We start from the raw sequence: 24,284 nt of genomic DNA on the forward strand, positions 1-24,284 counted from the left end.
TTAACTACTCCACGTATTGAATGTAATCTTCATAGCCAAGAGCAGCCATTTCTTCTAATGGAATGAATTTTAATGCTGCTGAGTTAATGCAGTAACGCAATCCACCTAATTCAGCCGGACCGTCTTCAAATACGTGACCTAAATGTGAATCAGCTTGACTACTTCTTACTTCCGTACGAGTTCGTGCCAATGAATTATCAACATGCTCTGTAATGGTTTCTGCTTGAATTGGTTTAGAAAACGCAGGCCAGCCACATCCAGCATCGTATTTTGCAGCACTTGAAAATAATGGTTCGCCACTCACGATGTCTACATAAATTCCTTTTTCATAGAAATCATCATATTCCCCTGTAAATGGACGTTCCGTCGCATTTTCTTGTGTTACTTTGTATTGTAATTCTGTTAATTCAGATAAACGTTCATTAAATTGTTCTTTTGCCATAATAGTATTCTCCTTTTTCTAGCTCAGATTAGCTTTATACTTGATGCCCACCTTGGTGAGAATCTTGAATTCGTTTAAATAATTTTTCCAATGTTTTTTGATTAAACTCCACAAACACAGGTCGTCCGTGTGGGCAATGATACGGGTCGTCCAAAAGTGCCATATCTTGTATGAGTGCCTTAGCTTGTACATCACTCAAATAGTGATTGGCTTTTATCGCTCCACGACAACTTTGCATAATAATCGACTTTTCTCGTAATTCATTGACCGTTAAATTCGGATTGTCCTGTAATAATTCTAACAAGTCATAGACTGTTTTTTCAACCTCATTGCTCTCTAACCAATTTGGATAACTATCCATTTGATAGGTGCAAGGTCCGAAACTACTTAACTCTAATCCTAATTGATGAAATTTCGGCATTAATTCTTCCATTTGTGCTGCATCACTCGCTGAAAAGGTAAAGACAAATGGCATTAACACATGTTGTTGGTCATAAGTCATTACTTCAGCTTTCATTAAATTTTCATAACGAATACGTTCTTGTGCTGCATGCTGGTCAATTAAATAAAATCCTTGTTCACTTTCAGCAATCAAATACGTTCCATGAATTTGTCCGACATAACGTAAATCATAAAATGGCACTTTGTTTTCATCAATGTGAATCACTTGAGCACGCGTTTGATTTGGCGGTGTTTCGACCAAAGTTTCTTCGTTTTGCTCGAACACCATTTCCGTCTCATCATCTAATGGTTCGTGCTCAATTGGCACTACTACTTCTTGAATAACAGGTATCTCTTTTGGCGGTTCAACAAATCGCTCCTGTTTCGGTGCAGCCGATAAATCGAGTGGAATCGGCTCACTAACTACTGGTTCATTAGAAAATGAAAGACCTAAATCACTCGGCTCGAAACTCGGAACAGGATTAACCACTCCTAATGCTTGTTGAACAGCCTCAAATAATAATGTATTTAATTCTGTTTCTTTACTCAACCTTACTGTCTGCTTAGTTGGGTGCACATTCACATCTACTAATTGTGGGTCTAATGTAATATCAATAATCGCAATCGGATAGCGTCCAATCATCAATTGCCGTCCATACGCTTTTAAAAGCATTTGTGTTAACACAAAACTTTGTACAACTCGTCCATTGATTAACCAATGAATATAGTGCTTAGACGTTCGTGTCAATTGTGGTGGCGAAATAAAGCCTTTCAATTGGAAATCATTATCGCTCGCCTCAATTGCAATCAACTGTCTTGCTAATCCTGCTTGATATACATTCGCAATTGTTTGTCTCAAGTCTCCTGTTCCATAAGACGAAAATAGCATGGACTGGTCATTAACTAATGTAAAGCGAATATGGGGATAAGCGAGTGCAATTTGCTGCACAAAATTCAAACTATGTCGCAATTCCGTTTTAATACTGCTCAAATGTTTTAGACGAGCCGGCGTATTATAGAAAAGACTCTCGACTGTCATCACCGTTCCTGGCTTGGGTGGTGTCACGCCTTTTTCAATAATTTGTGAGCCGGCGACTTTTATAAAATTACCTTGTGTCGCATCATTGACAGTCGATTCAATCGTCATTTTGGAAACAGACGCAATACTCGCTAATGCCTCACCACGAAAACCAAGGGATTGAATACGAAATAAATCATGAATATCATAAATTTTACTGGTTGCATGTGGCAAAATAGCCATTGATAAATCGGTTTCGTCCATACCACTGCCGTCATCAGAGATACGAATTGATTGGATACCGGCCTCAACTAATTCAATCCGAATATTAGTGCTGCCAGCATCGATCGCATTTTCAACCAATTCTTTGACAACTGATGCTGGACGTTCAACTACTTCACCAGCAGCAATTTGATTGGCTAAATGCTCTGACATTTGCTTTATTTTTCCCATTGGTCTTCCTCCTCGTGATAAATAGTATAATAAATTAAAATGATGTCTACTTCAAAATATTATTTAAGCCCATACACTCTATATTTGTCGCTTAAAGTTGTGACTGCATCTGCATTAATACTTGTAGTGCTTCAATTGGGGTAGTTTGATTCAAATCAACAGAACGTAATTTTTGAATAATCGCATCATACTGATTCACTCTATCCATTTTATCTAGTTGAGTAGTATCAAATAAAGTAACTTCTTGCTCCCCATTACGAACGGGCGATTGACGTTCCAGTTCCTCTAATACATGTTGGCTTTGAATAATCAAAGATTTAGGCAGACCTGCTAATTCAGCCACATGGATTCCGTAACTCTTATCTGCTGGGCCATCTAATATTTTATGTAAGAACACAACTTTACCGTTCTGTTCACTCGCTCCAACATGAATATTTTTCAACATTGGCAATCGTTCAACCAAAGTCGTCAATTCGTGATAATGCGTTGAAAAAATCGTTGTCGCTTTTACTTCATGTGCAATGTAATCAATAATCGCCTCAGCCAGTGCCATTCCGTCATAAGTAGCTGTTCCACGTCCTAATTCATCAAATAACAGTAAACTGCGTGGTGTTGCTTGTCGTATCGCTGTATTAGTTTCCATCATTTCGACCATAAAGGTACTTTGACCACTTGAAATATCGTCAGCACTTCCAATACGTGTAAATATTTTATCGACTAATGGTAGGCGAGCAAATTTTGCTGGAACAAAACAACCAATTTGGTTTAAAATCACACAATATGCTACTTGACGCATATAGGTACTCTTACCGGACATATTTGGCCCGGTTAATAGCAACATAAACTGCTCTGGCACAATTGTTAAGTCATTCGCAACAAAATTTGTTGCTCCAATTAAACGCTCCACCACTGGATGACGACTTTGACTTAATTCAAAGTCCCCTACTTGTTCACTAATAATTGCTCTCGTGTACGCTTCTTGCTCACTAATCGTCGCAAAATTAGCTAGTACATCTAGTGCTGCGACTTGATGTGCTAATGCTTGTAAGGCTGGAATAAATGGTAAGATTTCTTGCCTTAATTGTGTGAATATCTGATATTCTAATGATTCTGATTTTTCTTGAGCCGATAAAATCGTCCGTTCTAGTTCTTTTAACTCTTCAGTTATAAATCGTTCGTTATTTGCTAATGTTTGTTTACGTTCATAACGAGAATCATTTAATTGAGCTGCTTGCATTCGGCTAATTTCAATATAGTAGCCAAACACTTTATTGTACCCAACTTTTAAACTTTTTAGCCCTGTCTTTTCACGTTCTTTCTGCTGCAATTCTGCTAACCATTGATGACCATTCGTTAACGCATCTCGGTAATGGTCTAACGTTTCATTGACACCGTGACGAATAATGTTCCCCTCTGTTATCGAAAGGGGTGGTTCGTCCACTAATAAATGGTCAATCTGTTCATATAAATCATCAAAACATGGCAGCAACTCAAAAATTGGAGTAACTTGTTGTTGCTGCATCGTTTCCAGCACTTGATTAATTGGATTAATTTGACTTAGTGAATAGCGTAATTGATCAATATCACGAGCATTCGCATGCCCCAAACTAATCTTCGTTACTAAACGTTCTAAATCATAGATATTCGTTAAATAATTCAACAATTCCACACGTTCAAAATACGCATCTTTTAATAATTGAACTTTTTGATGTCGTTTTTCCAGTGCATTTTTGCTAAGGAGTGGTTTATCGAGCCAACGTTGTAGCATTCGTCCCCCCATAGCCGTTTTCGTTTGGTCTAATAACCATAATAAACTACCCTTTTTGCGATGTGTCCGCAATGATGTTGTTAACTCTAATTGCGATTTCGTATAGTGATTCATCTGTAAAAAGTCGCTAATTTCATACCGGTCGACCGGCTGGACATAATCATTTTCTGTTTTTTGAACGCTACGTAAATAACTGAATAAATAATCTAATACCTGTATCTCGGCAGTACTGATTTCATCTAATTGCCAACGTGGTGACGATTGAACAGAATCATCTGATTCAAATATTGAATAATAACTCGGAACGCTCTCTTTTAGTTTGGCTAAATAAATCGCTGCTAAAGCTGGTGTTAATACTGTTTCTCGAGCTTGAATAGCCCGTAATTCATTAAAGAACAGAGTGTCGTCCGAAGTAGAAGTCAAACGAATTTCACCGGTTGTGACATCGACATAAGCTAAATAGTACACACCATTCAAATAAGAAAATGTCGCTAAATAATGATTTTCTTTCCCAGTCAATGCACTTTCTTCCATAATCGTACCTGGTGTGACAACACGCACCACATCACGACGCACCATGCCTTTGGTTACTTTTGGGTCATCTAATTGCTCGCAAATCGCCACTTTATGACCCGCTTCAACGAGCCTACGAATATAGTCATTCGCAGAATGATGTGGTACTCCACACATCGGTGTTGGATTATCCGCATTTTTATTGCGAGATGTTAAAGTAATTTCAAGAATTTTGGCTGCTTCTAAGGCATCTTCATTGAATAATTCGTAAAAATCACCCAATCTAAAGAAAAGAAAAGCATCGGGATATTGTGCTTTTAACTGCATATATTGTTGCATCATCGGTGTTTGTTTGGCTGAATGTGTCATTTTTTCCTCCTTACATTAAACATGACGATAACGTTTAGTTTTCGTTGCATTCGTTAAATAAATGGGTTCAATTGATAGGCAACGTCCAGTTTTAGGGTCTAGCTCTATAAAACACCCACTAATAACCATTGAGTCACTCATTGATTGCTCTAAGCGTGTCGGTAAATGTGTTTTAAATTTATTGACTACTTGTTGGGGATTAAACCCAATCACGCTTTCCATTGCTCCTGTCATGCCAACATCAGTCATAAAACCTGTGCCTTGAGGCAAAATGCGTGCATCATTCGTTTGAACATGCGTATGTGTTCCGACAACGGCAGACACTTCTCCGTCTAGGAAATATCCTAATGCTTGTTTTTCACTCGTTGCTTCAGCATGGAAATCAACAAAAATGAATGGTGTACGCTGCCGAATTTCAGAAATTTTTTCTTGAAAATAATTAAAGGGTTCGATACAAGAACCCATAAATACACTCCCCAATGCATTTATTACTGCTAATTCATATTGATTCACTTTGATAAAATGAACCCCTTTTCCAGGAGTTCCCTCTGGTAAATTAATCGGACGTACTAATGATTTTGCTGATTCAATAAAATCATAAATCTCTCGATTATCCCACGCGTGATTACCAAGAGTGACCACATCTGCTCCAGTAGATAATAACCACTTATACCATTTTTCAGAAATACCTTTCCCATTATCAATATTTTCTCCATTAACAATTGTCACTTGCGGTCGATAGTTTTGTTTTAATTGCGGTAAGTATTGGCTCAATGCCTCTTGACCTTTTTTACCTACTACATCACCGATAAACAGTAATCTCATTATTTTCCTCTTTCTAATCCATGCCAATACAATAAATTTTGTCTCTTTATTTTATCAGTCTTTTCATAAAAAATAAAGAAAACCAATTAGATAGCTATTATTTTCTCGCCTTATCAGCAATCTACTCGAAATTTTAGTTAAAACGCTTTATAATAGAGTTATCGTATTCAATGAGAGAGAAGGAAAAAAGATGATTAATGTTGGAATTATTGGTGCTGGAAAAATTGCTGCTAAAATGGCAAAAACGATACACGGTGTAGATAAAGCAAATGCGTATGCAATCGCCTCACGTGATGCTGAACGTGCCCTTTCATTTGCTGAGACTCATGGATTTAAAAAAGCTTATCATTCCTATGAAGCCTTAGTTCGTGATGAAAATGTCGATTTAGTATATGTTGCGACACCACATAATTTTCATTTCAAGCACGCAAAATTAGCGTTGGAAAATGGCAAGCATGTGCTATGCGAAAAAGCGATTACGCTTAATGCAAAAGAATTAACTGAATTGATTGCGATTGCTACTGAGCGTCAATTAACATTTGTTGAAGCCATTTGGTCACGCTTTATGCCATTACATCTTCAGCTTAAATCTCTACTAGACACTGGTGCAATCGGTGAACCACAAATACTCTATGGTAATTTAAGTTATTATTTAGAGCACGTGGAACGCATGTATAATCCTCATTTAGCTGGGGGTGCTTTATTAGACTTAGGTGTTTATCCTGTTCATTATGCCCTATCTTTATTTGGTAATGACTATCAAAGTATTCAATCAACTATGATGAAAACCGAACTTGGAGTTGACCGTCACACTGCAATTACTTTACAATATGCTGACGGTAAAATTGCTCAATTAATGTGCTCGATGAATGCCTTTGAACAATCGAGTAAAATTTATGGAACGAATGGTCGTATCGAAACGACGGGTATTCATCATATCGAAGAAATTAGAGTGTACGATAAGGAAAATAATTGTACGCAAGTAATAAAACGTCCAAATGATATTGGTGGCTTTGAATTTGAATTAGCCGAAACCATTAAGATGATTGAAGAACACAAAATTGAAAGTGACATTGTAACTCATGCAGATTCCCTTGCTGTTATGCAAGTACTGGATACTGTCCGTCAACAAAATGATTTTATTTATCCAAATGAAAAGGTAGGCTAAAAATGCTTTCTAAAAAAAGAGCGAGAAAAGTAATCGAAGAAATTATTGCACTCTATCCTGATGTGCCACCCAGCTTGAATTTTACTAATACATTTGAGTTGGTAATAGCTGTCACATTGAGTGCTCAAACAACCGATGTCGCCGTTAACAAGGTAACCCCTGCTTTATTCAAACGATTTCCAACACCGTATGAACTAGCAGCAGCAACACCAAGTGACATTGAACCATATATTGCGACACTCGGGCTTTATCGTAATAAGGCGAAATTTTTGCAAAAATGTGCCCAACAATTAGTAGAAGAATTTGGTGGTATTGTGCCACAAACACGAAAAGAACTGATGTCCTTAGCGGGAGTAGGTCGTAAAACTGCCAATGTTGTTCTCAGTGTGGGATTCGGTATTCCAGCCTTTGCAGTGGATACTCATGTAACACGCATTTGTAAACATCATAATATCGTCAAACAATCAGCCGATGCACTTGAAATTGAAGAACGTGTTTGTGCCGTCTTGCCACCGGAATTATGGCTCAAAGCACATCAAGCGATGATTTATTTTGGTAGAGAAATCTGTCACCCAAAAGACCCACAATGTCACCTATATCCACAATTATATGAACAATAATAAAACTGGACAGCTAGTTTAAAACTTTTGACTTTCTGTCCAGTTTTTTATTTTAATTCATAAATAATAATTCTCTCTCGGGAGTCCTTTTGATAGCCATCTAACATAATTTCTTGCTGTAGCTCAAATTGCGTTTGCTGCATAAACAATTCGACTTCTGCATCTGGATAGTAAAAAATACATTGAATCCGACGTGGGCATTGTTCATATGAATCCATAACATTAAAAATGAACGGTCGCACTAATATAATCGTAAACGGATTAAAAAAGTAGAAAATACTATCTTCCGCCATAATCGGATACGATTCAATTTTTTCCTGCCTAATTTGAATCGGTGTATCCACGGAATGTTTCTTCATAAACTTTGCAATATTATCCTTAGCAATATTCACTACTTCTTGCGAAAATTCAATCCCTTTTACAGCAATTTCTAGCCGTAAAGCTGAATAACAAAGTACTCTGCCTGTTCCAGCCCCCACGTCAACTAGCACATCATCAGCATTCCAGTTCAAATGGTCAAACAAATTATCTAATACCTTATAATCAGTCGATTCTGTCCGATTGTAATACCATTTACCTTGTTTTAAATGCGACTCGATGACATGATGCGTGTCAATCCCTAACCAATCGTCCATTCGCTTATTTGTTTCCATTATCCAAAAAATTCCTTGTTAAGCTCATCTGAGTTCCTTTTTGATATCCCTCTAAATATGTCGCATCTTCTTTTGTAAATTGTGGAGAACGATACGTCAGTTTACGTCTGCCACTCACTTGCTGGTCAAATGCTGCTTTCACTTCATTGGGTACTTGTACCATAATTTCATAAGCGACATTTTCTGATTGCATTTCACGACGCTGTTGCTCGAATTTTTCGCTTAGTCCGTCAATAAATCCCTTATAATAGGCTTTACGCAAATCTGCCAATGAAAAAGACTGATTTTCTTCTTGCAATGACTTTAAATGATAACTAGCATGATACTTCATACTTTCAGCAGCTAAATGAAATACTTCATAAGCCAACTCTGTATCTTCTGGATACCCCATATAGACAATTTTTCGCATGGTAGATGTTTGATACGGCATACGATTACTTTGGACATATAACATTACTCGAAAATTAGTCGCAATAATCGTAGCCAATGATTTTTCCCACCAAAATAAACGTTTATAAACCGATAATGATTTTAAGACAATTTCATTTTGTCCTGTTTCATTCAACTCATTTTGTGAGATTTTATGTTTTAACATCAATTTTTGAGCCATTAATAGAGCCGTTTGACTTTCTTCATCATTCGCTCCGTCTTCTGCCAACTTTAATAAATTTCGAATTTTATCGAGTATTTTATCATTGACACTCATCGACTCCCTCCTTACGATTCAATTGAAGTTAATGTTTTTAAGACATCGGTAAAATGTTCTGGTAACGGTACTTCAAACTGCAATAATTTATCAGTAATCGGGTGCTTAAATTGAATTGCTCGTGCATGCAGTAACTGTCCCTCGCTCATACGAGTCAAAGGCCCTTTTAATTGCCCCACACCTACTCTGTACACTGGGTCACCTACTAGTGGATGCCCAATGTATTCCATATGAACCCGAATTTGATGTGTACGTCCTGTTTCTAATTTTAATTCTACTAAAGTGCTGTCTGAAAAACGTTCTAACACCTTAAAATGCGTAAGTGCATATTTGCCGTCTTGATGTGCTGACCAACGTAAACGATTATGTTGATCACGACGAATTGGCACTTCAATCGTTCCCTCTGGTTCTTTAATAATTCCATGAACTAAGGCAACATAAGTACGTCCCATAGAATGATTTTCTAATTGCTCACTCAATAATTGATGTGCAAAATTGTTTTTAGCCACTACCAGTAAACCAGATGTATCTTTATCAATACGATGTACCAATCCCGGTCTGACACTGTCATCAGGAAAGGCTAAATTTTGATGCCCTAAATGATACAATAATCCATGAACCAATGTTCCTGAATAATGTCCTTTTGACGGGTGGACTACCATTCCAGCTGGTTTATTGATGACAATCACATCATCATCTTCATATACAATATCTAACGGAATATTTTCTGCCACTAATGCTGGTATTTCTTCAGTGACTTCTGCTTGATTCGCTTGTTGAACTTCAATCACTTCATCGCCAACTAATTGAAAATTAGCTTTTTCAGCTCGGCCATTCACCGACACAAGCCCTTGCTTAATTAATTTTTGTATGGTTGAGCGACTTTCTCCTGGCATTAATTCTACTAATAATTTATCTAAACGTCCCGCTTGTCCCTCTAACTTAAATTCTGCCATTCACTTGCTCCTTATCTAAAATTAACATCAAAATCAACATCAGTACCCCAATTGTTAAGGCAATATCTGCCACATTAAAAATAGGGAAATTAATAAACAATAGACGAAACATATCAATTACATAACCATTAAGTAAACGGTCAATAAAATTACCGATAGCTCCACCAATTAACAAACCATAAGCAATACGACTCATTCTTTGATTAGGTGCCGTTTTATAAAGTAAATAAAGTAAATATCCAACAATTAAAATCGTAACGATATAGAACAATTGAAATTGTCCTGAAAAAATTCCCCAACTAGCCCCAGTATTTTGAATATAGAAAAAATCAAATACTTTCGGTATTCCAGGTAGAGATTGGTGCAATCCAATATGGTTAATCGTCCAAAATTTGACGAGTTGATCAATCAAAATGATAAAAAATGCCACACATAAACCGATAATCATAGCTTCCTCCTTGTGAAACTGCTTTAAAATTTGGTATAATGAACATGTATAATGTTTATTATACTGAAATTTTATGGAAAAGTCATATTATCTATACTTTAATTATTGAATAAAATGATAACTCAATCATTTTAAAAAAGGAGATTTCATGAAAAAATTTAAACACATCATACTATGTTTGGCGATTCCATTGTTTATCGCAGCCTGTGATAACTCAATTGAACGTGCCAATAATGCGATCGGATTAATTCAAGATCAAATGACAAAACTGGTCAATGAATTATATGAAATGCAAAATTTAGAAAATCAACTTCAAGCTAATTTTGAAGACGATTTAAAAAACTCGAATGATAATTTAGGCTACTTTAATCAAGAAAATCTATTAGTCATTCAAAATTCAGCTTTGCGTTTAGAGCATTTAACTAACATGGAAAAAGCAATCACTGAAATAGAACGTTTAATGCCTGAATTAATCAATGGCAGAAAAAATAATGCCTTGCCAATGAATGATTTTGAGTCATTAGATAAAATGATTCAATCAATGAAAGGTGATTTATCAACCTATATTACAGATTATCGCCAAAATATTTCATTAGAAACGCAGACATTCCATTCAATTGGTAATCCAGATATTGATTATAGTAACTTTTTCAAAGTTTTTGATAATATCAATCAATTATCCGAAACGAATCTCTATAATTTAGACCGATTACTCGTACATTTTGAACCGATTAATCAATTGATTGTCGATACAAAAGTTAAAGTAGTCACGCTATTAGAAAGTAAGTAGGTGCATAAAATGAAAAAACAAGCTATTTCACTCTCATTGGTCACACTACTCTTATCTGCTTGTACCTTTACACAAAAACCAACGGAAGAAAAACCAACCTATACCAACATTCCGAAAGTTGAAAGTAAATACGACCAAGATGCATTAAATGAGTTTGACAGTCGCCGTAAGAAAGGCAAAGCTAATCGTTATGAGGGCTTAACTATTTTAAAAGGAAATCTACTCAATCGTCCTGATAATCTACCCAATTCACTCTTTTATGATAGTGGAATTCACATTGAATATCCTAAAGACGGTGTAAAAGGTATCTATCTAAATTCTGATAGTGTCGCTGATCCCGAAACATTTAATCGCTTGCTACAAAAAATAGATGATACAGCGTTAAATACCATGGTATTGGACTTCAAAGACGATTACGGTAATGTTATCCCACTCGTTAATACTGATAATGAACTGGTGCAAAAAGCATCACTTGGGTGGATTGATTATCCGGCTATTTTAAAAACGCTAGCTGAACATAATGTCTATCCAATCGCTCGTATCGTAACATTCAAAGATACCGTATTAGCGACGAATCACCCTGACTACGCATTCAAGACCAAAGACGGTGAAGTGTGGTCACCAGACGGTGAATCATTTGTCAATCCATTTTTAAAAGAAGTATGGGATTATAATATTGACATTGCGATTGCAGCAGCAAAAATGGGCTTTAAAGAAATTCAATTTGACTACATTCGTTTCTCAGATGCGTTCGTAGTAAATGAAGATGACTTAGTTTATTCTAAAGGAACATTTGAAAATTATGTATCAGAAAATCCAGATGATGCTGGGGAAGAACGTGTGGCTGCCATTACGCAATTTTTAACCTATGCAAAAGAACGTTTAGCCCCTTACGGTGTCAATGTAAGTGCCGATATTTTCGGTTATACGGCAGTCGCTAATAATAGTCCTGATGTTCGTGGTATTGGACAACATTTTGCTAGTATGGCTGAAAATGTGGATGTTATTTCATCAATGATTTATCCGTCTCACTGGGGTTCATCATTCTTCGGCATAGACTATCCAAATACACAACCATATAAAGTTGTAGATGAATATATGTACTCTGAAAAACAAGTACTATCAAATGTATCGAATTCTGTTACCTCAAGACCTTGGTTACAAGATTTTACAGATAGCGTAGCAGCAGGACCATATTATGAATACACCGCAGAAGATGTGCAAGCTCAAATCAATGCCCTTGCTAGTCATGGTATTCATGAATTCTTATTATGGAATGCAGCTGGTGAATATTCAGACGGTGTCGATTACGCACCAAAACCAGCAGCACAATAGTATCAATGTAAGACAAAAGGATTGAAAATCACGTTCGTTGATGAACATGGATTTCCAATCCTTTTTGATTTATAGCCGTAAAAATATCCACCTAAACTTTACCTTTTTAAGTGTCTATTTATCCTATTTATGCTTGTGCTGACAAAACATCTTTAATCAGACTATACATATATTGTTCTGCATCAAATTTCTGTAAATCAGTGGCTTTTTCACCTAAACCGATATATTTTACAGGAATATCTAATTCGTGACGAATTGATAGAACAACCCCACCCTTAGCTGTACCGTCTAATTTGGTTAAGACCAATCCAGTAATTTCAGTCGCCTCATTGAATTGTTTCGCTTGAATTAACGCATTTTGACCAGTTGTTGCATCTAATGCTAAAAAGACTTCTTGTACCCCATTTGGATTTTCACGCTCGATAATACGTTTAATTTTAGCTAATTCTTGCATTAAATTCGCTTTTGTTTGCAGACGACCAGCAGTATCAACTAATAAATAATCATATTGTTCAGCATTCGCACGTTTTACTGCATCGAACACAACGGATGCTGGGTCACTCTGTGCTTTACCGGTTACCACTGGAATATTTAAACGTTCGCCCCACACATTCAATTGCTCAATCGCACCTGCTCTAAATGTATCGGCAGCAGCAAGTAACACTTTGTGCCCCTCTTGAGCTAATTGATAGCCTATTTTACCTACTGATGTCGTTTTCCCAACGCCATTGACCCCAACAAATAAAATCACCGTTGGGCCGTCAGGATTTAAGTGAATATGTTCCTTTTGTTCGCCGTCTTTTTCATAGATTTGAACCATTTTTTCAAGCATTACTTGCTTGACATCTTCTGCTTTCGTAACACCACGTGTTTCCAATTCATCACGAATCGCATCTGTTAATGCCATTGTCATTTGAAAACCAACATCAGCTCCGATAAAAGCCTCTTCTAAATCTTCATAAAATTCTTCGTCTAATTCACGAAAACTGCTAAATAATTCATTAATACGTTGTGAAAAGCTCTTACGAGTCTTTTCAAGTCCCTTATCATATGTATCAAAAACAATCTGCTCTTCCGATTGCTGTTTTTCAATTTCTTCGACAACTTTGTCTTCGCCTGTAAACGCACGACGAATACGATCAAATAATCCCATATTTCTCTCTCCTTGTATTTTGGTTCGTTCGGCTTGCCGTCCACTTCAAAAACTTCCTTTGTGCGATTCTCGCACTCCGTCAGTTTTCTCCAGTGGTTCAAGCCAAAGCAGCCTCACTCACACTATGTTATATTTTGGTTTGTTCGGCTCGGCTTGCCGTCCACTTCAAAACTTTCTCTTTGCGATGCTCGCACTCCGTCAGTTTTCTCCAGTGGTTCAAGCAAGAGCAGCCTCACTCACACTATGTTATATTAGTTAATATAATGGTAAATAGCTTGAGCCACACCATTTTCATCATTGGTTGCTGTAATATATTGTGCAGCCTGTTTGACCGAATCAACTGCATTTCCCATTGCGACACCAACACCAGCAACCTCAATCATCGTCAAATCATTTTCTTGGTCGCCAATTGCCATTAATTCGTCAGCAGCAATCTCTAAATGTTTTGCCAATTCCAATAAAATATTTCCTTTAGTCACCGATTTTTCAACAATTTCTAATAAATTCGTCCGAGATTTAAAGACAGAATAATCTTCAAAAAACTCTTTTGGAATCAATTGAATTTGTTGGTCTAAATAATTCGGTTCGCAGCACACGACAAATTTATTAAATTCATGCTCAGAATCAAACGCATCATAATCCATAAAGCATGTCGCAAGATTTTTACGTTCATCTAAGTAAATTGACGGGTGATTTTCGGGATATTGATGTGGCTCATAAACAAATGCTTGGTCAATTAAATTGAGTGGTAACGCCAATTGTTGTGTTAGACTATCCCAACGCTTTAAATCACGTGGCGTTAACACATATTGCTTAATAATTTCGCCATTTGCTGCCTTTTGAACTAAACCACCATTAAAAGTAATAATATAATCATCGTCCGAATTTAATCCAATTTCAGATACGAAATCTTTCATCGCAAAATAAGGTCGCCCAGTACATAAAACAATTTTTACACCCTGTTGGTGTGCAAAATACAATGCGTCAATATTTTCTTTTGTTATCATTCCTTGACTATTTAACAAAGTGCCGTCTAAATCGATAGCTATTAGTTTTATCATTTATTTTGTCCTTTCTACGCATTAGAGTCATTACTGCTCGTTAAATAGGCTGTCTATTCCGTTTGCTGCCCCTAATATCCTACTAGTCTGATTATAACAAAAAAATACCACCACTTCCATTACGGAAATAGTGATAGTATGCTCTGCCCCTTATTTTCTGAAAAATGACAGTATGTGATACAAGAAACAGGCTAATAGTAATACAGTAACACCTAAACTGACGAAATATATGTATGCCTCGTTTGTATTCGACTTTATCCCCTCAAAGAACATCATCAGCATAAAATGCTTGGATTTTTTGACTACTATAATAGGAAAAGCCATTTATGGCATTTTGTAATTCATATTCTTTGCCGTTAAATAATACCTTTACTTTATATTCAAGATGTTCTCCTATTCCTTTTGGATAGATTGTTTCTACACTTTATACCATTGCCTCTACAGGTGCATATTCAAGTGCTACCTTTTGGGCTTTTGTTCATAAAGAAATCGAAATGACGATACCTAGTAATAAAAGAATGCCACTAAGATAGACTGATGAAAAATGTTTTCTATTTCTGATGTCAGTACTACTCATTCGATACTCTTCTCCTTATTTTAGACGCTCCATTTGCACTTGAACATGAACATCTAATTCTGCATTAAGCCCTATAATCGATACAAGAAATGCTTCTGCCCTTTCCGTTTCCCCAGTGTCAATTAAAACAGTCGCAAAATTTAATTTCCACACTGCCCATGCTTTATTTCCAGGTTTCAGATAGCTTAGAGAAAGTAGACCCTCCATCAATTGTTGTGCGTCATGATTTTGTTGATACGTATGAACAAAATCATTCATCGGTTGAAGAAATTGTTTTATCATTTGACGATGTTGATTAAGAGTATCTATCAACATAATGGCTATATCAGATACAACAACTAACAACGCATAGATGACAGTACTTTGAATAAATTTATCGGGAAAATGAACAAGAATGAATCCTAATATAACCGTTAAAAATACACTCCAAATAATGATAATCAGCACAACTTTTCTATAATGATGACTATCATTACCGTCTTTATCAATTAATTGTTTGTCATTATTTAACATATCGCAAATTCTCCTGTTCTGTGCACTAACTGAATACCTGCCTTTAAAGATTCAAAATCATGTTCTAAATCTTTCGTTTAGATTCAGAATAATTCGTTCAAATCACTTTTGATTGCCAAAATACTCTAACTTGCCCCTTTTCTGCCCCTTATAGACAAAAAACAACATCTGAACCGAAGTCCAAATGCTGTTATCATCATAATTACGCTTCAGCTGCTACTGGATAAACTGAAACTTGTTTTTTGTTACGGCCTTTACGTTCGAAACGAACAACACCTTCAACTAATGCGAATAATGTGTCATCTCCACCACGACCTACATTGTTACCTGGGTGAATTTTTGTACCGCGTTGACGGTAAAGAATTGCGCCACCAGTAACTGTTTCACCGTCAGCCGCTTTAGCACCTAAACGTTTTGCGATTGAATCACGACCGTTTTGAGTAGAACCCCCACCCTTTTTAGTTGCGAATAATTGTAAATTTAATTTTAACATGAGACAGCACCTCCTGTGGTATAGAATTATTTATATTGAATTTTTACAAATTCAGAGTAAGAATCAGCAATCACTTCTAATGCAAAAGCCAAATGCTCTAGCAAAAGTTGTGTCTGTTCTTGTTTATGTTGGTGTTTAATTGCTTGCACCGTTACTTTAAGGTACCCACCATCAACATCGTTAACGACTGTTTCAACAGGCACATCAATAAGTTTGTGCAAAGAATTTTCGACTGAAATTACTTGCGTCGATACAGCTGCACATACAATATCATAACCATTATCAGCATAACCAGCATGACCAGTTAGCTCATAGGCATATAATTGTTCAGCTTTATCACGAAAGAATGTTACCTTAATCATAATTAAGCGTTGATAGCATCAATTGTTAATTTTGTATAAGGTTGACGATGACCTTGTTTACGATGAGTATCTTTACGACGTTTGTATTTGAAAGTTACAACTTTTTTCTCACGACCTTGTTTTTCAACAGTCGCTTCAACAGTTGCTCCTTCAACTAATGGTGTACCAACTTTAGTTGTTTCTCCACCTACTAAAATTACCTCATCAAAAGTTACTTTGTCGCCTGCTTCTACGTCTAATTTCTCAACGAAAATTGATTGACCAACTTCAACACGTAATTGTTTTCCGCCAGTTTTGATAATTGCGTACATTCAAGCACCTCCTATAAAATATTTTTTCGGGTTTCCCCTACACTTAGACTCGCCATGTTAAGTGTCGATTGAACTTAAAACTTAACTTGTGCGGTTGCAGTTGTGGTGCTACACAAATACAACAATACCATATTAACATCCTTTATCTAATTTGTCAAAGAGAACTTGCGAATTAATTCAAATTAATTCAAATTAATTTGAATTTAAAATTCGGGGTTCGGGGTCGGGATAAGTATCTAGCTCTTACTACACATGGTTAACAATCATTTCTATATTTCCATCAATACTCCACGAAAGTACATTATTCGGAATAATAAAATGCTGACCTTTAAATAATGAATAACAACAATCTCTTGTCAATAAACTTCCATTTCCAGAAATAACTGAAACAAGTAAATACGGTGCAAATTGATTAAATGCCACTCTGCCTTGTACTTTCCACTTGTACACTGTAAAAAATTCATTTGATACCAACAAAGTCTGCTCTAAACCATTGTGACAAATCGTATCATGCAACGTATTTTGTGGTGTGCCAATTTTTAATACTTCCAATGCTTGTTGAATATGTAACTCACGTTGAGTACCTTTGTCATTAATACGTTCAAAATCATAAATTCGATACGTAATATCACTCGATTGCTGTATTTCCAAAATCATAATTCCTGGACCAATCGCATGCATAGTACCACTCGGCACATAGAAAAAATCCCCTGCATTCACTTTAACACGTCGAAATAATTTATTCCATGCTTTATCTTCAATCAACTGACACAATTCTTCTTTACTTTTCGCATGATGACCATAAATAATTTCAGCATTTTCATCGGTAGATAAAATATACCAACACTCCGTTTTTCCAAATTCATTTTCATTGTTTAGTGCGAAAGCATCATCTGGGTGAACTTGAACACTTAACCAGTTATTGGCATCAATTATTTTGATTAAAAGTGGAAATTCATCATACTGATTTTCACCAAATAATTCTTTATGACCAGCATACAATTCGTCCAATTTATACCCTTTAAACGTTCCATTAGCAATTATCGAAACACCTTTTTCATGTGCCGAAATCGCCCAATATTCACCTGTTTTATCACTCGGAATATCATATCCAAATTCAGACTTTAGACGACTACCACCCCATATTTTTTCGTGCATAGTTGAAGTCAAAAATAATATTTCTTCCATATAAAGCACCACATTTCAGATAAGATGTAAAAACTCAAAAAGAGCTTATCAAAATGACAAGCTCTAATTATTTTATGGGTAGAATGATACGTGAACATGGTCATAGTGGTTAGCCGTAATACTTCCACGGTCTTCCATCATTGTCCAAGCTAAATTCCAATCTCCATAGATTTGTTGTTTCCAAATAACATAAGATACTTTTCCAGTCCCAATTTGACTAATCGCATATTGAGCCACAGCATCTCCTAGTTCAGAACTAACTGGCACCATAAAGTCAACAGCTAAACCTTTTCCATGGTCACCAGGGTCACCAGGACGAAACGTACTGAATGATGTAATACCAAATGCAGCTGCTACTTCTTCTTTAAATGCAGCAACATGTGCTTGTAATCCAGCATTTTCAGGATTTGCATATAAATCAGTAGTATTAGCACTTGGCACTTCTTCTACTGGGGCTTCCGTCACAACTGGCTCTTCAACAACTGTTTCAGACTCAGTTGATACTGTTGTTTCTTCTGTTACAACAGGTTCTGCAACTACAGATTCTTCTTGAGTTGTTTCTTCAACAGTCGGTGCTACAACTTCTGAAGTTGTTGTTTCCACTGCATTTGGAGTAGCCTGAACTGTACTGACAGCAGTAGTTTCAGTCGTTACCCACTCTTGAACTGGCTCAACTGGTGCAGTAGCAGTAGTTGAATTGTTAACTTCTTCTAATTCAACTGTTTTATCTTCTAATTTAACTTCGTTCTTTTCAAAATCTACTTCTGCTACTTTTGTCGGCTCTTCTCCTTTTTCTTCAGCTGGAGTTTCCACAACTAATTTCGCAACTTTATTTGCTTTATTATATGTAGCCGTTAAAACAGTGTCTGGGAAGATTAAATCTAAGTCAATAATATCATTGATTTGACCTAAAACTTTTACGTCCATATCCAATGCTTCAGCAATTACACTTAAAGTATCTCCATACTTAATTGTGTACTTCACTTCATTATGTTCATCTTTTTCTAAATCAGCCTTTACTTGTTCAACCGTTCTCGGCTTCCATTCAAGTTGTTGTGCTTCTACAAAATTGGTAGATAATGGTAAAACCAATAAAGCTACCGATGAAGCTAAAATTAATTTATTTTTTAAATTCATATCTTTATCACCTAATATTTTTCTTGATACTATTTATTCTAACACAAAATTTCATAAGAAAAAGTCAGTACAATCATTTGTATAAATAGTGTAATATTGCTGTAACAAAAAAGTTCTGTCATAGTGCCTAATAATCATTCTAATACCTATCTTGTTCACGAACGGTTTTCAATATATGCTCTATTACGGCATGTTGATTCGCTTCTCCAATAATGACTTTCGCATTATTTAATGCAATGTCTTTGGCACTACTCGGTGCTACTGAATGTTTAAAGTATGCCAACATTTCTTCATCATTAGAGTCATTGCCGTACACTATTACTTGGTCTGGGTGAAGTGATAAATGCTTGATTAATTGCAGTGCACCTTTTCGTTTATTCACACCTTTACCAGTAATTTCAAAATGCACTTCGTCATTATACGCATAAGAAAACTCATTGGAATGTGCATCTAAAAACTCAATAAGACGTTGTTTACTTTCTTCCGTATTTGTAATGCACTCTATTTTCAAAATTGAATGAGCTACTAACTCATCAATATTCATTTCATACTGATATTGTCCAAATAGCATATTAAGGAATGCTCGTAATATATTTTTGACACTCCATTGTTGCTTAAAGCCATGTACAAAATGCTGCCAACGCTTCGTCATAACATACGTCGTTTGCTCACTAAAATATTCAAAACTCAATTCTGGAAAGGCTGTGGTAAGCTCTCTCACTGCACTGGAGCTAATACTTGTCTTCGCTAGCACCTTTCCACTATTATCAGTCACTAATGCACCATTCATCGTAATAAAATACGCTGTATCTTGCAGAAAAGCCAGTCCAAATCGCTGATGATGTCGCAAATGTCGTCCAGTTATCACTGCCAAATGATAGCCACGTTGTTTCACTTCTTTTACGCCTTGGTTAATCACCTTATCCGCTATATGCCATTTATTTAATAATGTTCCGTCCAAATCAGTTAAAAATAATTTAATCATTTGATATGAAATCCTTTCTATCCTAAAGGCAACCACAATTCTACTATCTACCATTTGCCTTTACTACCTACACCTAAAATCATATCATATTTATTATCAAATGCGTATGATAAAGTAGAAATTCAATCTAAAAAAATACATCTCACAAGCTAGCACATTGTCCAACTTATGAGATGATAATTGATAAACCTTTTTAATCTACATGTCCCATCGATTGCAATTGATACATTTGGTAATAAGTTCCACCCAATGCAATCAATTCATCATGTGTCCCACGCTCAATGATACGACCTTTATCTAATACTAAAATTAAATTTGCATCTTTAATCGTACTTAAACGGTGTGCAATCGCAATAGTAGTACGACCTTTACGCATTTTCTGTAAACTATTTTGAATATGCATTTCAGTTTCAGTATCAATATTAGCCGTTGCCTCGTCCAAAATCAGTAATTTAGGATTACGTGCCATTGTTCGAGCAAAAGAAATTAATTGACGTTGACCACTCGAGTAACTTGCACCACGTTCAATCACTTTCTTTTGATACCCTTGCGGTTGACTCTCGATAAATGTATCAGCATTAACAAAACGTGCTGCTTCTTTGACTTGACGGTCACTAATCGACTGGTCTAATAAACGGATGTTTCGAGCAACATCACCATAAAATAAAAATGAATCTTGTAATACTAATCCTATTTGTTCACGCAGACGATCATAACTAAAATGTCGTAAACTATGTCCGTCTATTAGGACATCACCAGAGTGATATTCATAAAAACGCATTAGCACATTAATAATCGAGCTTTTCCCACTACCAGTATGCCCTACTAATGCTACCGTTTCTCCTGGATTTACGGTAAAAGAAATATCTTTCAATACATCATGTTTGCCGTCGTATGAAAATGATACATTTTTAAATTCAACTTTGGCATCTGAAATCATCGCTTGGTCATCTACATCTTGCTCTGGAATAATCTCTTGATGATTCATTACACGTAAAATACGTGAACTCGATACCACACCGTCTTGTAGCTGACTTAAACTTTCCATCATCATTCCCATTGGTCTAAAGAATGTTGTACTATATTGCGTAAAAGCGTACACCATACCCACTTCCAACAAACCGTCAAAAAATTGATTTCCTAACACATAAAACACCAGTGCTAGTGAAATATTTTCCAGTAAATTAATAAAAGGATTCAACATCAAGGCATGCATATGAATCATTGTCCGTCTACCACGATACTGTTCTTCATTATCAACATCAAATTCAGCAATCATACGCTCTTCTTGTCGGAAATGTTGTACTACTGACATACCTGTAATGTTTTCATTTAATTTTGTATTTAACTTACTTAAATTTTCACGCATTGTCCGATAAACTCGTGAACTATATAATTGATAATACCAAATAATCCCAAACATGATTGGAATAAATATTAAGAATAACAATGCCATTTTAGCATTTAACACATACATTCCAATAAATACCGAAACAGAAGTCACTATCCCCTCAAACAATGAGAAAAACACATTCCAAAAATCTTTTAATGTTTCCGTATCATTGGTGATACGAGATACAATCGAACCAGCTGGTGTTTGGTCAAAGTAACGCATTCCCAGTCCATTCACCTTAGTATAAATTTGGTTACGGATTGACTCCACTGTTTTTTCAGATGCCATACGGAATAAATAGTTTGAAAAATAATTACTCACAGCTTGTAGTAAAATTAACACTAAGTAAATTCCAGCAAAGAGCAAGGCAATTTGAATGGTAGCTGACGCATTACCTAAGTATTGGTCAATATATGTTTGTATAATACGAGGCATAATAACCGTGATAAATGACGATACGGCACTAAATAGCATCGAAACAATAAATAGCCACTTAAATGGTAAGGTATAGCGAGTAATTTTCGTTGTCACTTCAACTTGTTCTTTAATCGGCATTTTTTCAGCCCATTCTGATTTCGTCACTGGTTGTGAACTCATTTCGCTACCTCCTCTTCTAATTCAGCTTCTAATTGTTGTTTGTCAAACATTTCTTTGTACCAACCATTTTGAGCAATTAATTCATCATGTGTCCCACGCTCAGCAATCGTACCATTATCAAGTACAATTATTTCATCAGCATGCATAATACTACTCAATCGGTGTGCCGAAATAATTGTCGATTTATTCGCACGATATGATTTTACTGCATTTAAAATTGCTTCTTCCGTACGTGCATCCACTGCAGAAAGTGAATCATCTAAAATCAATAATTCTGGGTTCAAAATCATCGCTCTCGCAATTGAAATACGCTGCTTTTGTCCACCAGAAAGTGCTACCCCACGCTCCCCAACTAAAGTATCGTATCCATAACTAAATCCTTGAATATCATCATGGACACTTGTTAAACGAGCAGCTGCCTCAACATCTTCTTGCGTCGCACTTGGTACGGCAAAACGAATATTATCACGCACCGTTGTCGAAAATAGAAAATTATCTTGCGGCACGTAACCGATATTACTTAATAAAGCATTTAAACTATATTTTTCAATCTGATGATGATTAAACTGAATACTACCACGATAATCATCATAATCACGTAATAATAGTTTGAACAAAGTTGACTTTCCAGCACCTGTTTTCCCTACAACACCTAAGGTTTGCCCTTGTTTAAGCTTAAAGTGAACATTTGTCAAAGTAGGCTGCTCGTCTTTCGGATAAGTAAACGAATCAATATTAAATTCAATATCCCCAGCAATACTATCGTGTAAAGCATTTTTGTCTTCCACGATATGACTGGTCGTTTTCAATAATGATTCAATACGGTCATAACTAACAGAACCACGCTCTAAAATATTAAATAAATGTCCAATCGCAATCATTGGCCATCCCATACGTGTAACATAATTTAAAAAGGCTACTAAAAGCCCTACTGTTATTTCACCCTGAGAAACTAAATAACCACCATAAAACAATGAAATTACAGATGATAGCCCCATAACCGTTTGAATACTCGGCCTGAAAAAGGAATCAAAACGGTAGGCTAATTTATTTTTCTTCACGACATTTTCAGTCATCTTTTTAAAGTCTTCAATATCACGTTCTTCTTCACCGAACGTTTTAATGACTTTCATACCACTCATACTTTCTTGCACTTTATCATTCATTGATGAAAAGGCTTCTTGAGCAAAGCGGAAATAATAATGGACACGTTTTCCATTAAAACGGATAATAATAGCTAACAAAGGTAAAGGTACAACCGCTGCTAAGGCAAGTCGCCAATCGACTGCCACAAACATCATAAAAATCGTCATCAACCCTTGTGATAATGCATCAACCAAGGTTAGAATACCCCCACCAGCAACCATACGAACAGTCGTCACATCATTAGTTGCATGTGCCATTAAATCACCTGTTCGATTTTCTTGAAAGAATATAGCGTCCATTTTCGTAAAATGAACGAATAAACGGCGACGTAATATCATCTCTAATTTAGCTGAAGTCCCAAAAATACTCATACGCCAATAATAACGCATAATATATTGTGCAATTCCAATCAATAATATGACAATAATCCATTGCCACATCGCTTGACGTGTTAATGTCCCATTAGTCATACCGTCAATAATTGTTCCAATAATCATCGGTACAATCGCTGCTAATAAACTGACAATGAACAATAGCGAAACACCAATAAAATAGGCTTTCTTCTCTTGCCTAAAAAACCAACCTAATTTTGAAAAAATATCCAAAATTTAAACACTCCCCTCATATTAATCTTAGATAACAAAACTTACTATCATCAATTGATAATTATTCATTAGTTTAACAGAGAATAGTTTACCATTCTATTATAATAAGTCAAATATTTAACCTTGTTAATGGTAATAGGAAAATGAATTGTCCAAATGAAAGTATGGCTGGGAATTCGGTGATTCAAAACGAAGTAAGTGCCTACCTCTAAAATTGATTCTTTCGATGACATTATCATTGGCAAAAACCACACGAGT

Annotated in this window: 23 protein-coding genes and 1 other annotated feature; of the genes, 4 read left to right on the forward strand and 19 right to left on the reverse strand. The window is 35.9% G+C overall.

Annotation, left to right across the window (positions count from 1 at the left end; all coding sequences use genetic code 11):
- Positions 1–4: 4 nt before the first annotated feature.
- The 4 genes from msrB to JDW14_05355 all read right to left on the reverse strand — a co-directional run bounded on the left by msrB (position 5) and on the right by JDW14_05355 (position 5,829).
- Positions 5–442: a peptide-methionine (R)-S-oxide reductase MsrB gene (gene msrB, locus JDW14_05340; GenBank protein QQD64763.1), complete on the reverse strand. Its 438-nt coding sequence runs from the start codon at positions 440–442 to the stop codon at positions 5–7.
- 34 nt (positions 443–476) lie between these two features.
- Positions 477–2,354, reverse strand: a complete 1,878-nt coding sequence (gene mutL, locus JDW14_05345; protein ID QQD64764.1) for a DNA mismatch repair endonuclease MutL — start codon at positions 2,352–2,354, stop codon at positions 477–479.
- Positions 2,355–2,445: 91 nt separating this feature from the next.
- The gene (mutS, locus tag JDW14_05350; GenBank protein QQD64765.1) at positions 2,446–5,004 is read right to left on the reverse strand and encodes a DNA mismatch repair protein MutS; all 2,559 of its coding nucleotides are present in this window, start codon (positions 5,002–5,004) and stop codon (positions 2,446–2,448) included.
- A 15-nt stretch (positions 5,005–5,019) separates the two neighbouring features.
- Positions 5,020–5,829, reverse strand: a complete 810-nt coding sequence (locus JDW14_05355; GenBank protein ID QQD64766.1) for a TIGR00282 family metallophosphoesterase — start codon at positions 5,827–5,829, stop codon at positions 5,020–5,022.
- 190 nt (positions 5,830–6,019) lie between these two features.
- Here JDW14_05355 and JDW14_05360 point away from each other — a divergent pair, with 190 nt between their 5' ends.
- The gene (locus tag JDW14_05360) at positions 6,020–6,997 is read left to right on the forward strand and encodes a Gfo/Idh/MocA family oxidoreductase (GenBank protein QQD64767.1); all 978 of its coding nucleotides are present in this window, start codon (positions 6,020–6,022) and stop codon (positions 6,995–6,997) included.
- Between the two features lie 2 nt (positions 6,998–6,999).
- Positions 7,000–7,617 carry an endonuclease III gene (gene nth, locus JDW14_05365; GenBank protein ID QQD64768.1) on the forward strand — a complete coding sequence of 206 codons (618 nt, stop codon included), beginning with the start codon at positions 7,000–7,002 and terminating at the stop codon, positions 7,615–7,617.
- Between the two features lie 47 nt (positions 7,618–7,664).
- Here the strand turns inward: nth and JDW14_05370 are convergent, their stop codons facing one another.
- The 4 genes from JDW14_05370 to lspA are packed head-to-tail and all read right to left on the reverse strand — an operon-like array spanning position 7,665 to position 10,380.
- Entirely contained in the window at positions 7,665–8,270 is a 606-nt protein-coding gene (locus tag JDW14_05370; protein QQD64769.1) for a class I SAM-dependent methyltransferase, read from the reverse strand.
- The gene (locus JDW14_05375) at positions 8,257–8,976 is read right to left on the reverse strand and encodes a DUF2786 domain-containing protein (GenBank protein ID QQD64770.1); all 720 of its coding nucleotides are present in this window, start codon (positions 8,974–8,976) and stop codon (positions 8,257–8,259) included. Before JDW14_05375 ends, JDW14_05370 begins: the two co-directional genes overlap by 14 nt.
- 11 nt (positions 8,977–8,987) lie before the next feature.
- The gene (locus tag JDW14_05380; GenBank protein QQD64771.1) at positions 8,988–9,932 is read right to left on the reverse strand and encodes an RluA family pseudouridine synthase; all 945 of its coding nucleotides are present in this window, start codon (positions 9,930–9,932) and stop codon (positions 8,988–8,990) included.
- Positions 9,919–10,380, reverse strand: a complete 462-nt coding sequence (lspA, locus tag JDW14_05385; protein QQD64772.1) for a signal peptidase II — start codon at positions 10,378–10,380, stop codon at positions 9,919–9,921. Before lspA ends, JDW14_05380 begins: the two co-directional genes overlap by 14 nt.
- Before the next feature lie 148 nt (positions 10,381–10,528).
- Between lspA and JDW14_05390 the strand changes: the two genes are divergently transcribed.
- A complete protein-coding gene (locus tag JDW14_05390; protein QQD64773.1) occupies positions 10,529–11,170 on the forward strand; it encodes a YkyA family protein in 642 nt (213 codons plus the stop codon).
- 9 nt (positions 11,171–11,179) lie between these two features.
- Positions 11,180–12,505: a putative glycoside hydrolase gene (locus JDW14_05395; GenBank protein ID QQD64774.1), complete on the forward strand. Its 1,326-nt coding sequence runs from the start codon at positions 11,180–11,182 to the stop codon at positions 12,503–12,505.
- A gap of 127 nt (positions 12,506–12,632) precedes the next feature.
- On the opposite strand, the gene ftsY is transcribed toward JDW14_05395, so the two are convergent.
- From ftsY to JDW14_05450, 11 genes are all read right to left on the reverse strand, one after another.
- Positions 12,633–13,658 carry a signal recognition particle-docking protein FtsY gene (gene ftsY / locus JDW14_05400; GenBank protein ID QQD64775.1) on the reverse strand — a complete coding sequence of 342 codons (1,026 nt, stop codon included), beginning with the start codon at positions 13,656–13,658 and terminating at the stop codon, positions 12,633–12,635.
- 251 nt (positions 13,659–13,909) lie between these two features.
- A complete protein-coding gene (locus JDW14_05405) occupies positions 13,910–14,719 on the reverse strand; it encodes an HAD family phosphatase (GenBank protein ID QQD64776.1) in 810 nt (269 codons plus the stop codon).
- A gap of 592 nt (positions 14,720–15,311) precedes the next feature.
- Positions 15,312–15,809 (reverse strand): hypothetical protein, encoded by a 498-nt coding sequence (locus JDW14_05410; GenBank protein ID QQD64777.1) that lies wholly within the window; start codon positions 15,807–15,809, stop codon positions 15,312–15,314.
- A gap of 202 nt (positions 15,810–16,011) precedes the next feature.
- Positions 16,012–16,302: a 50S ribosomal protein L27 gene (gene rpmA / locus JDW14_05415; protein ID QQD64778.1), complete on the reverse strand. Its 291-nt coding sequence runs from the start codon at positions 16,300–16,302 to the stop codon at positions 16,012–16,014.
- 26 nt (positions 16,303–16,328) lie between these two features.
- Entirely contained in the window at positions 16,329–16,664 is a 336-nt protein-coding gene (locus JDW14_05420) for a ribosomal-processing cysteine protease Prp (protein QQD64779.1), read from the reverse strand.
- Between the two features lie 2 nt (positions 16,665–16,666).
- Positions 16,667–16,975 (reverse strand): 50S ribosomal protein L21, encoded by a 309-nt coding sequence (gene rplU, locus JDW14_05425; protein ID QQD64780.1) that lies wholly within the window; start codon positions 16,973–16,975, stop codon positions 16,667–16,669.
- 35 nt (positions 16,976–17,010) lie between these two features.
- Positions 17,011–17,081 (reverse strand) — a sequence feature (ribosomal protein L21 leader region).
- Positions 17,082–17,221: 140 nt separating this feature from the next.
- Positions 17,222–18,163: a mannose-6-phosphate isomerase, class I gene (gene manA / locus JDW14_05430; protein QQD64781.1), complete on the reverse strand. Its 942-nt coding sequence runs from the start codon at positions 18,161–18,163 to the stop codon at positions 17,222–17,224.
- A 72-nt stretch (positions 18,164–18,235) separates the two neighbouring features.
- On the reverse strand, positions 18,236–19,300 hold the full coding sequence (locus JDW14_05435; protein QQD64782.1) for a LysM peptidoglycan-binding domain-containing protein: 1,065 nt from the start codon (positions 19,298–19,300) through the stop codon (positions 18,236–18,238).
- Positions 19,301–19,439: 139 nt separating this feature from the next.
- Positions 19,440–20,285, reverse strand: coding sequence for an HAD-IIB family hydrolase (locus JDW14_05440; GenBank protein ID QQD64783.1), 846 nt, complete (start codon positions 20,283–20,285; stop codon positions 19,440–19,442).
- Between the two features lie 193 nt (positions 20,286–20,478).
- Positions 20,479–22,275: an ABC transporter ATP-binding protein gene (locus tag JDW14_05445; protein QQD64784.1), complete on the reverse strand. Its 1,797-nt coding sequence runs from the start codon at positions 22,273–22,275 to the stop codon at positions 20,479–20,481.
- Positions 22,272–24,026 carry an ATP-binding cassette domain-containing protein gene (locus JDW14_05450; protein QQD64785.1) on the reverse strand — a complete coding sequence of 585 codons (1,755 nt, stop codon included), beginning with the start codon at positions 24,024–24,026 and terminating at the stop codon, positions 22,272–22,274. Before JDW14_05450 ends, JDW14_05445 begins: the two co-directional genes overlap by 4 nt.
- Positions 24,027–24,284: the final 258 nt, after the last annotated feature.

The sequence above is a fragment of the Aerococcaceae bacterium zg-252 genome, assembly GCA_016237705.1.
Classification (GTDB): domain Bacteria; phylum Bacillota; class Bacilli; order Lactobacillales; family Aerococcaceae; genus Globicatella; species Globicatella yangjingiae.

Coding starts and splice junctions, on each gene's coding strand:
- JDW14_05355 (QQD64766.1), bottom strand. CDS start 5,829: ATGAGATTACTGTTTATCGGTGATGTAGTAGGTAAAAAAGGTCAAGAG.
- mutS (QQD64765.1), bottom strand. CDS start 5,004: ATGACACATTCAGCCAAACAAACACCGATGATGCAACAATATATGCAG.
- JDW14_05435 (QQD64782.1), bottom strand. CDS start 19,300: ATGAATTTAAAAAATAAATTAATTTTAGCTTCATCGGTAGCTTTATTG.
- ftsY (QQD64775.1), bottom strand. CDS start 13,658: ATGGGATTATTTGATCGTATTCGTCGTGCGTTTACAGGCGAAGACAAA.
- rplU (QQD64780.1), bottom strand. CDS start 16,975: ATGTACGCAATTATCAAAACTGGCGGAAAACAATTACGTGTTGAAGTT.
- JDW14_05375 (QQD64770.1), bottom strand. CDS start 8,976: ATGAGTGTCAATGATAAAATACTCGATAAAATTCGAAATTTATTAAAG.
- JDW14_05370 (QQD64769.1), bottom strand. CDS start 8,270: ATGGAAACAAATAAGCGAATGGACGATTGGTTAGGGATTGACACGCAT.
- JDW14_05445 (QQD64784.1), bottom strand. CDS start 22,275: ATGAGTTCACAACCAGTGACGAAATCAGAATGGGCTGAAAAAATGCCG.
- msrB (QQD64763.1), bottom strand. CDS start 442: ATGGCAAAAGAACAATTTAATGAACGTTTATCTGAATTAACAGAATTA.
- JDW14_05360 (QQD64767.1), top strand. CDS start 6,020: ATGATTAATGTTGGAATTATTGGTGCTGGAAAAATTGCTGCTAAAATG.
- JDW14_05440 (QQD64783.1), bottom strand. CDS start 20,285: ATGATTAAATTATTTTTAACTGATTTGGACGGAACATTATTAAATAAA.
- rpmA (QQD64778.1), bottom strand. CDS start 16,302: ATGTTAAAATTAAATTTACAATTATTCGCAACTAAAAAGGGTGGGGGT.
- manA (QQD64781.1), bottom strand. CDS start 18,163: ATGGAAGAAATATTATTTTTGACTTCAACTATGCACGAAAAAATATGG.
- JDW14_05380 (QQD64771.1), bottom strand. CDS start 9,932: ATGGCAGAATTTAAGTTAGAGGGACAAGCGGGACGTTTAGATAAATTA.
- JDW14_05405 (QQD64776.1), bottom strand. CDS start 14,719: ATGATAAAACTAATAGCTATCGATTTAGACGGCACTTTGTTAAATAGT.
- lspA (QQD64772.1), bottom strand. CDS start 10,380: ATGATTATCGGTTTATGTGTGGCATTTTTTATCATTTTGATTGATCAA.
- nth (QQD64768.1), top strand. CDS start 7,000: ATGCTTTCTAAAAAAAGAGCGAGAAAAGTAATCGAAGAAATTATTGCA.
- JDW14_05395 (QQD64774.1), top strand. CDS start 11,180: ATGAAAAAACAAGCTATTTCACTCTCATTGGTCACACTACTCTTATCT.
- JDW14_05420 (QQD64779.1), bottom strand. CDS start 16,664: ATGATTAAGGTAACATTCTTTCGTGATAAAGCTGAACAATTATATGCC.
- JDW14_05390 (QQD64773.1), top strand. CDS start 10,529: ATGAAAAAATTTAAACACATCATACTATGTTTGGCGATTCCATTGTTT.
- mutL (QQD64764.1), bottom strand. CDS start 2,354: ATGGGAAAAATAAAGCAAATGTCAGAGCATTTAGCCAATCAAATTGCT.
- JDW14_05410 (QQD64777.1), bottom strand. CDS start 15,809: ATGTTAAATAATGACAAACAATTAATTGATAAAGACGGTAATGATAGT.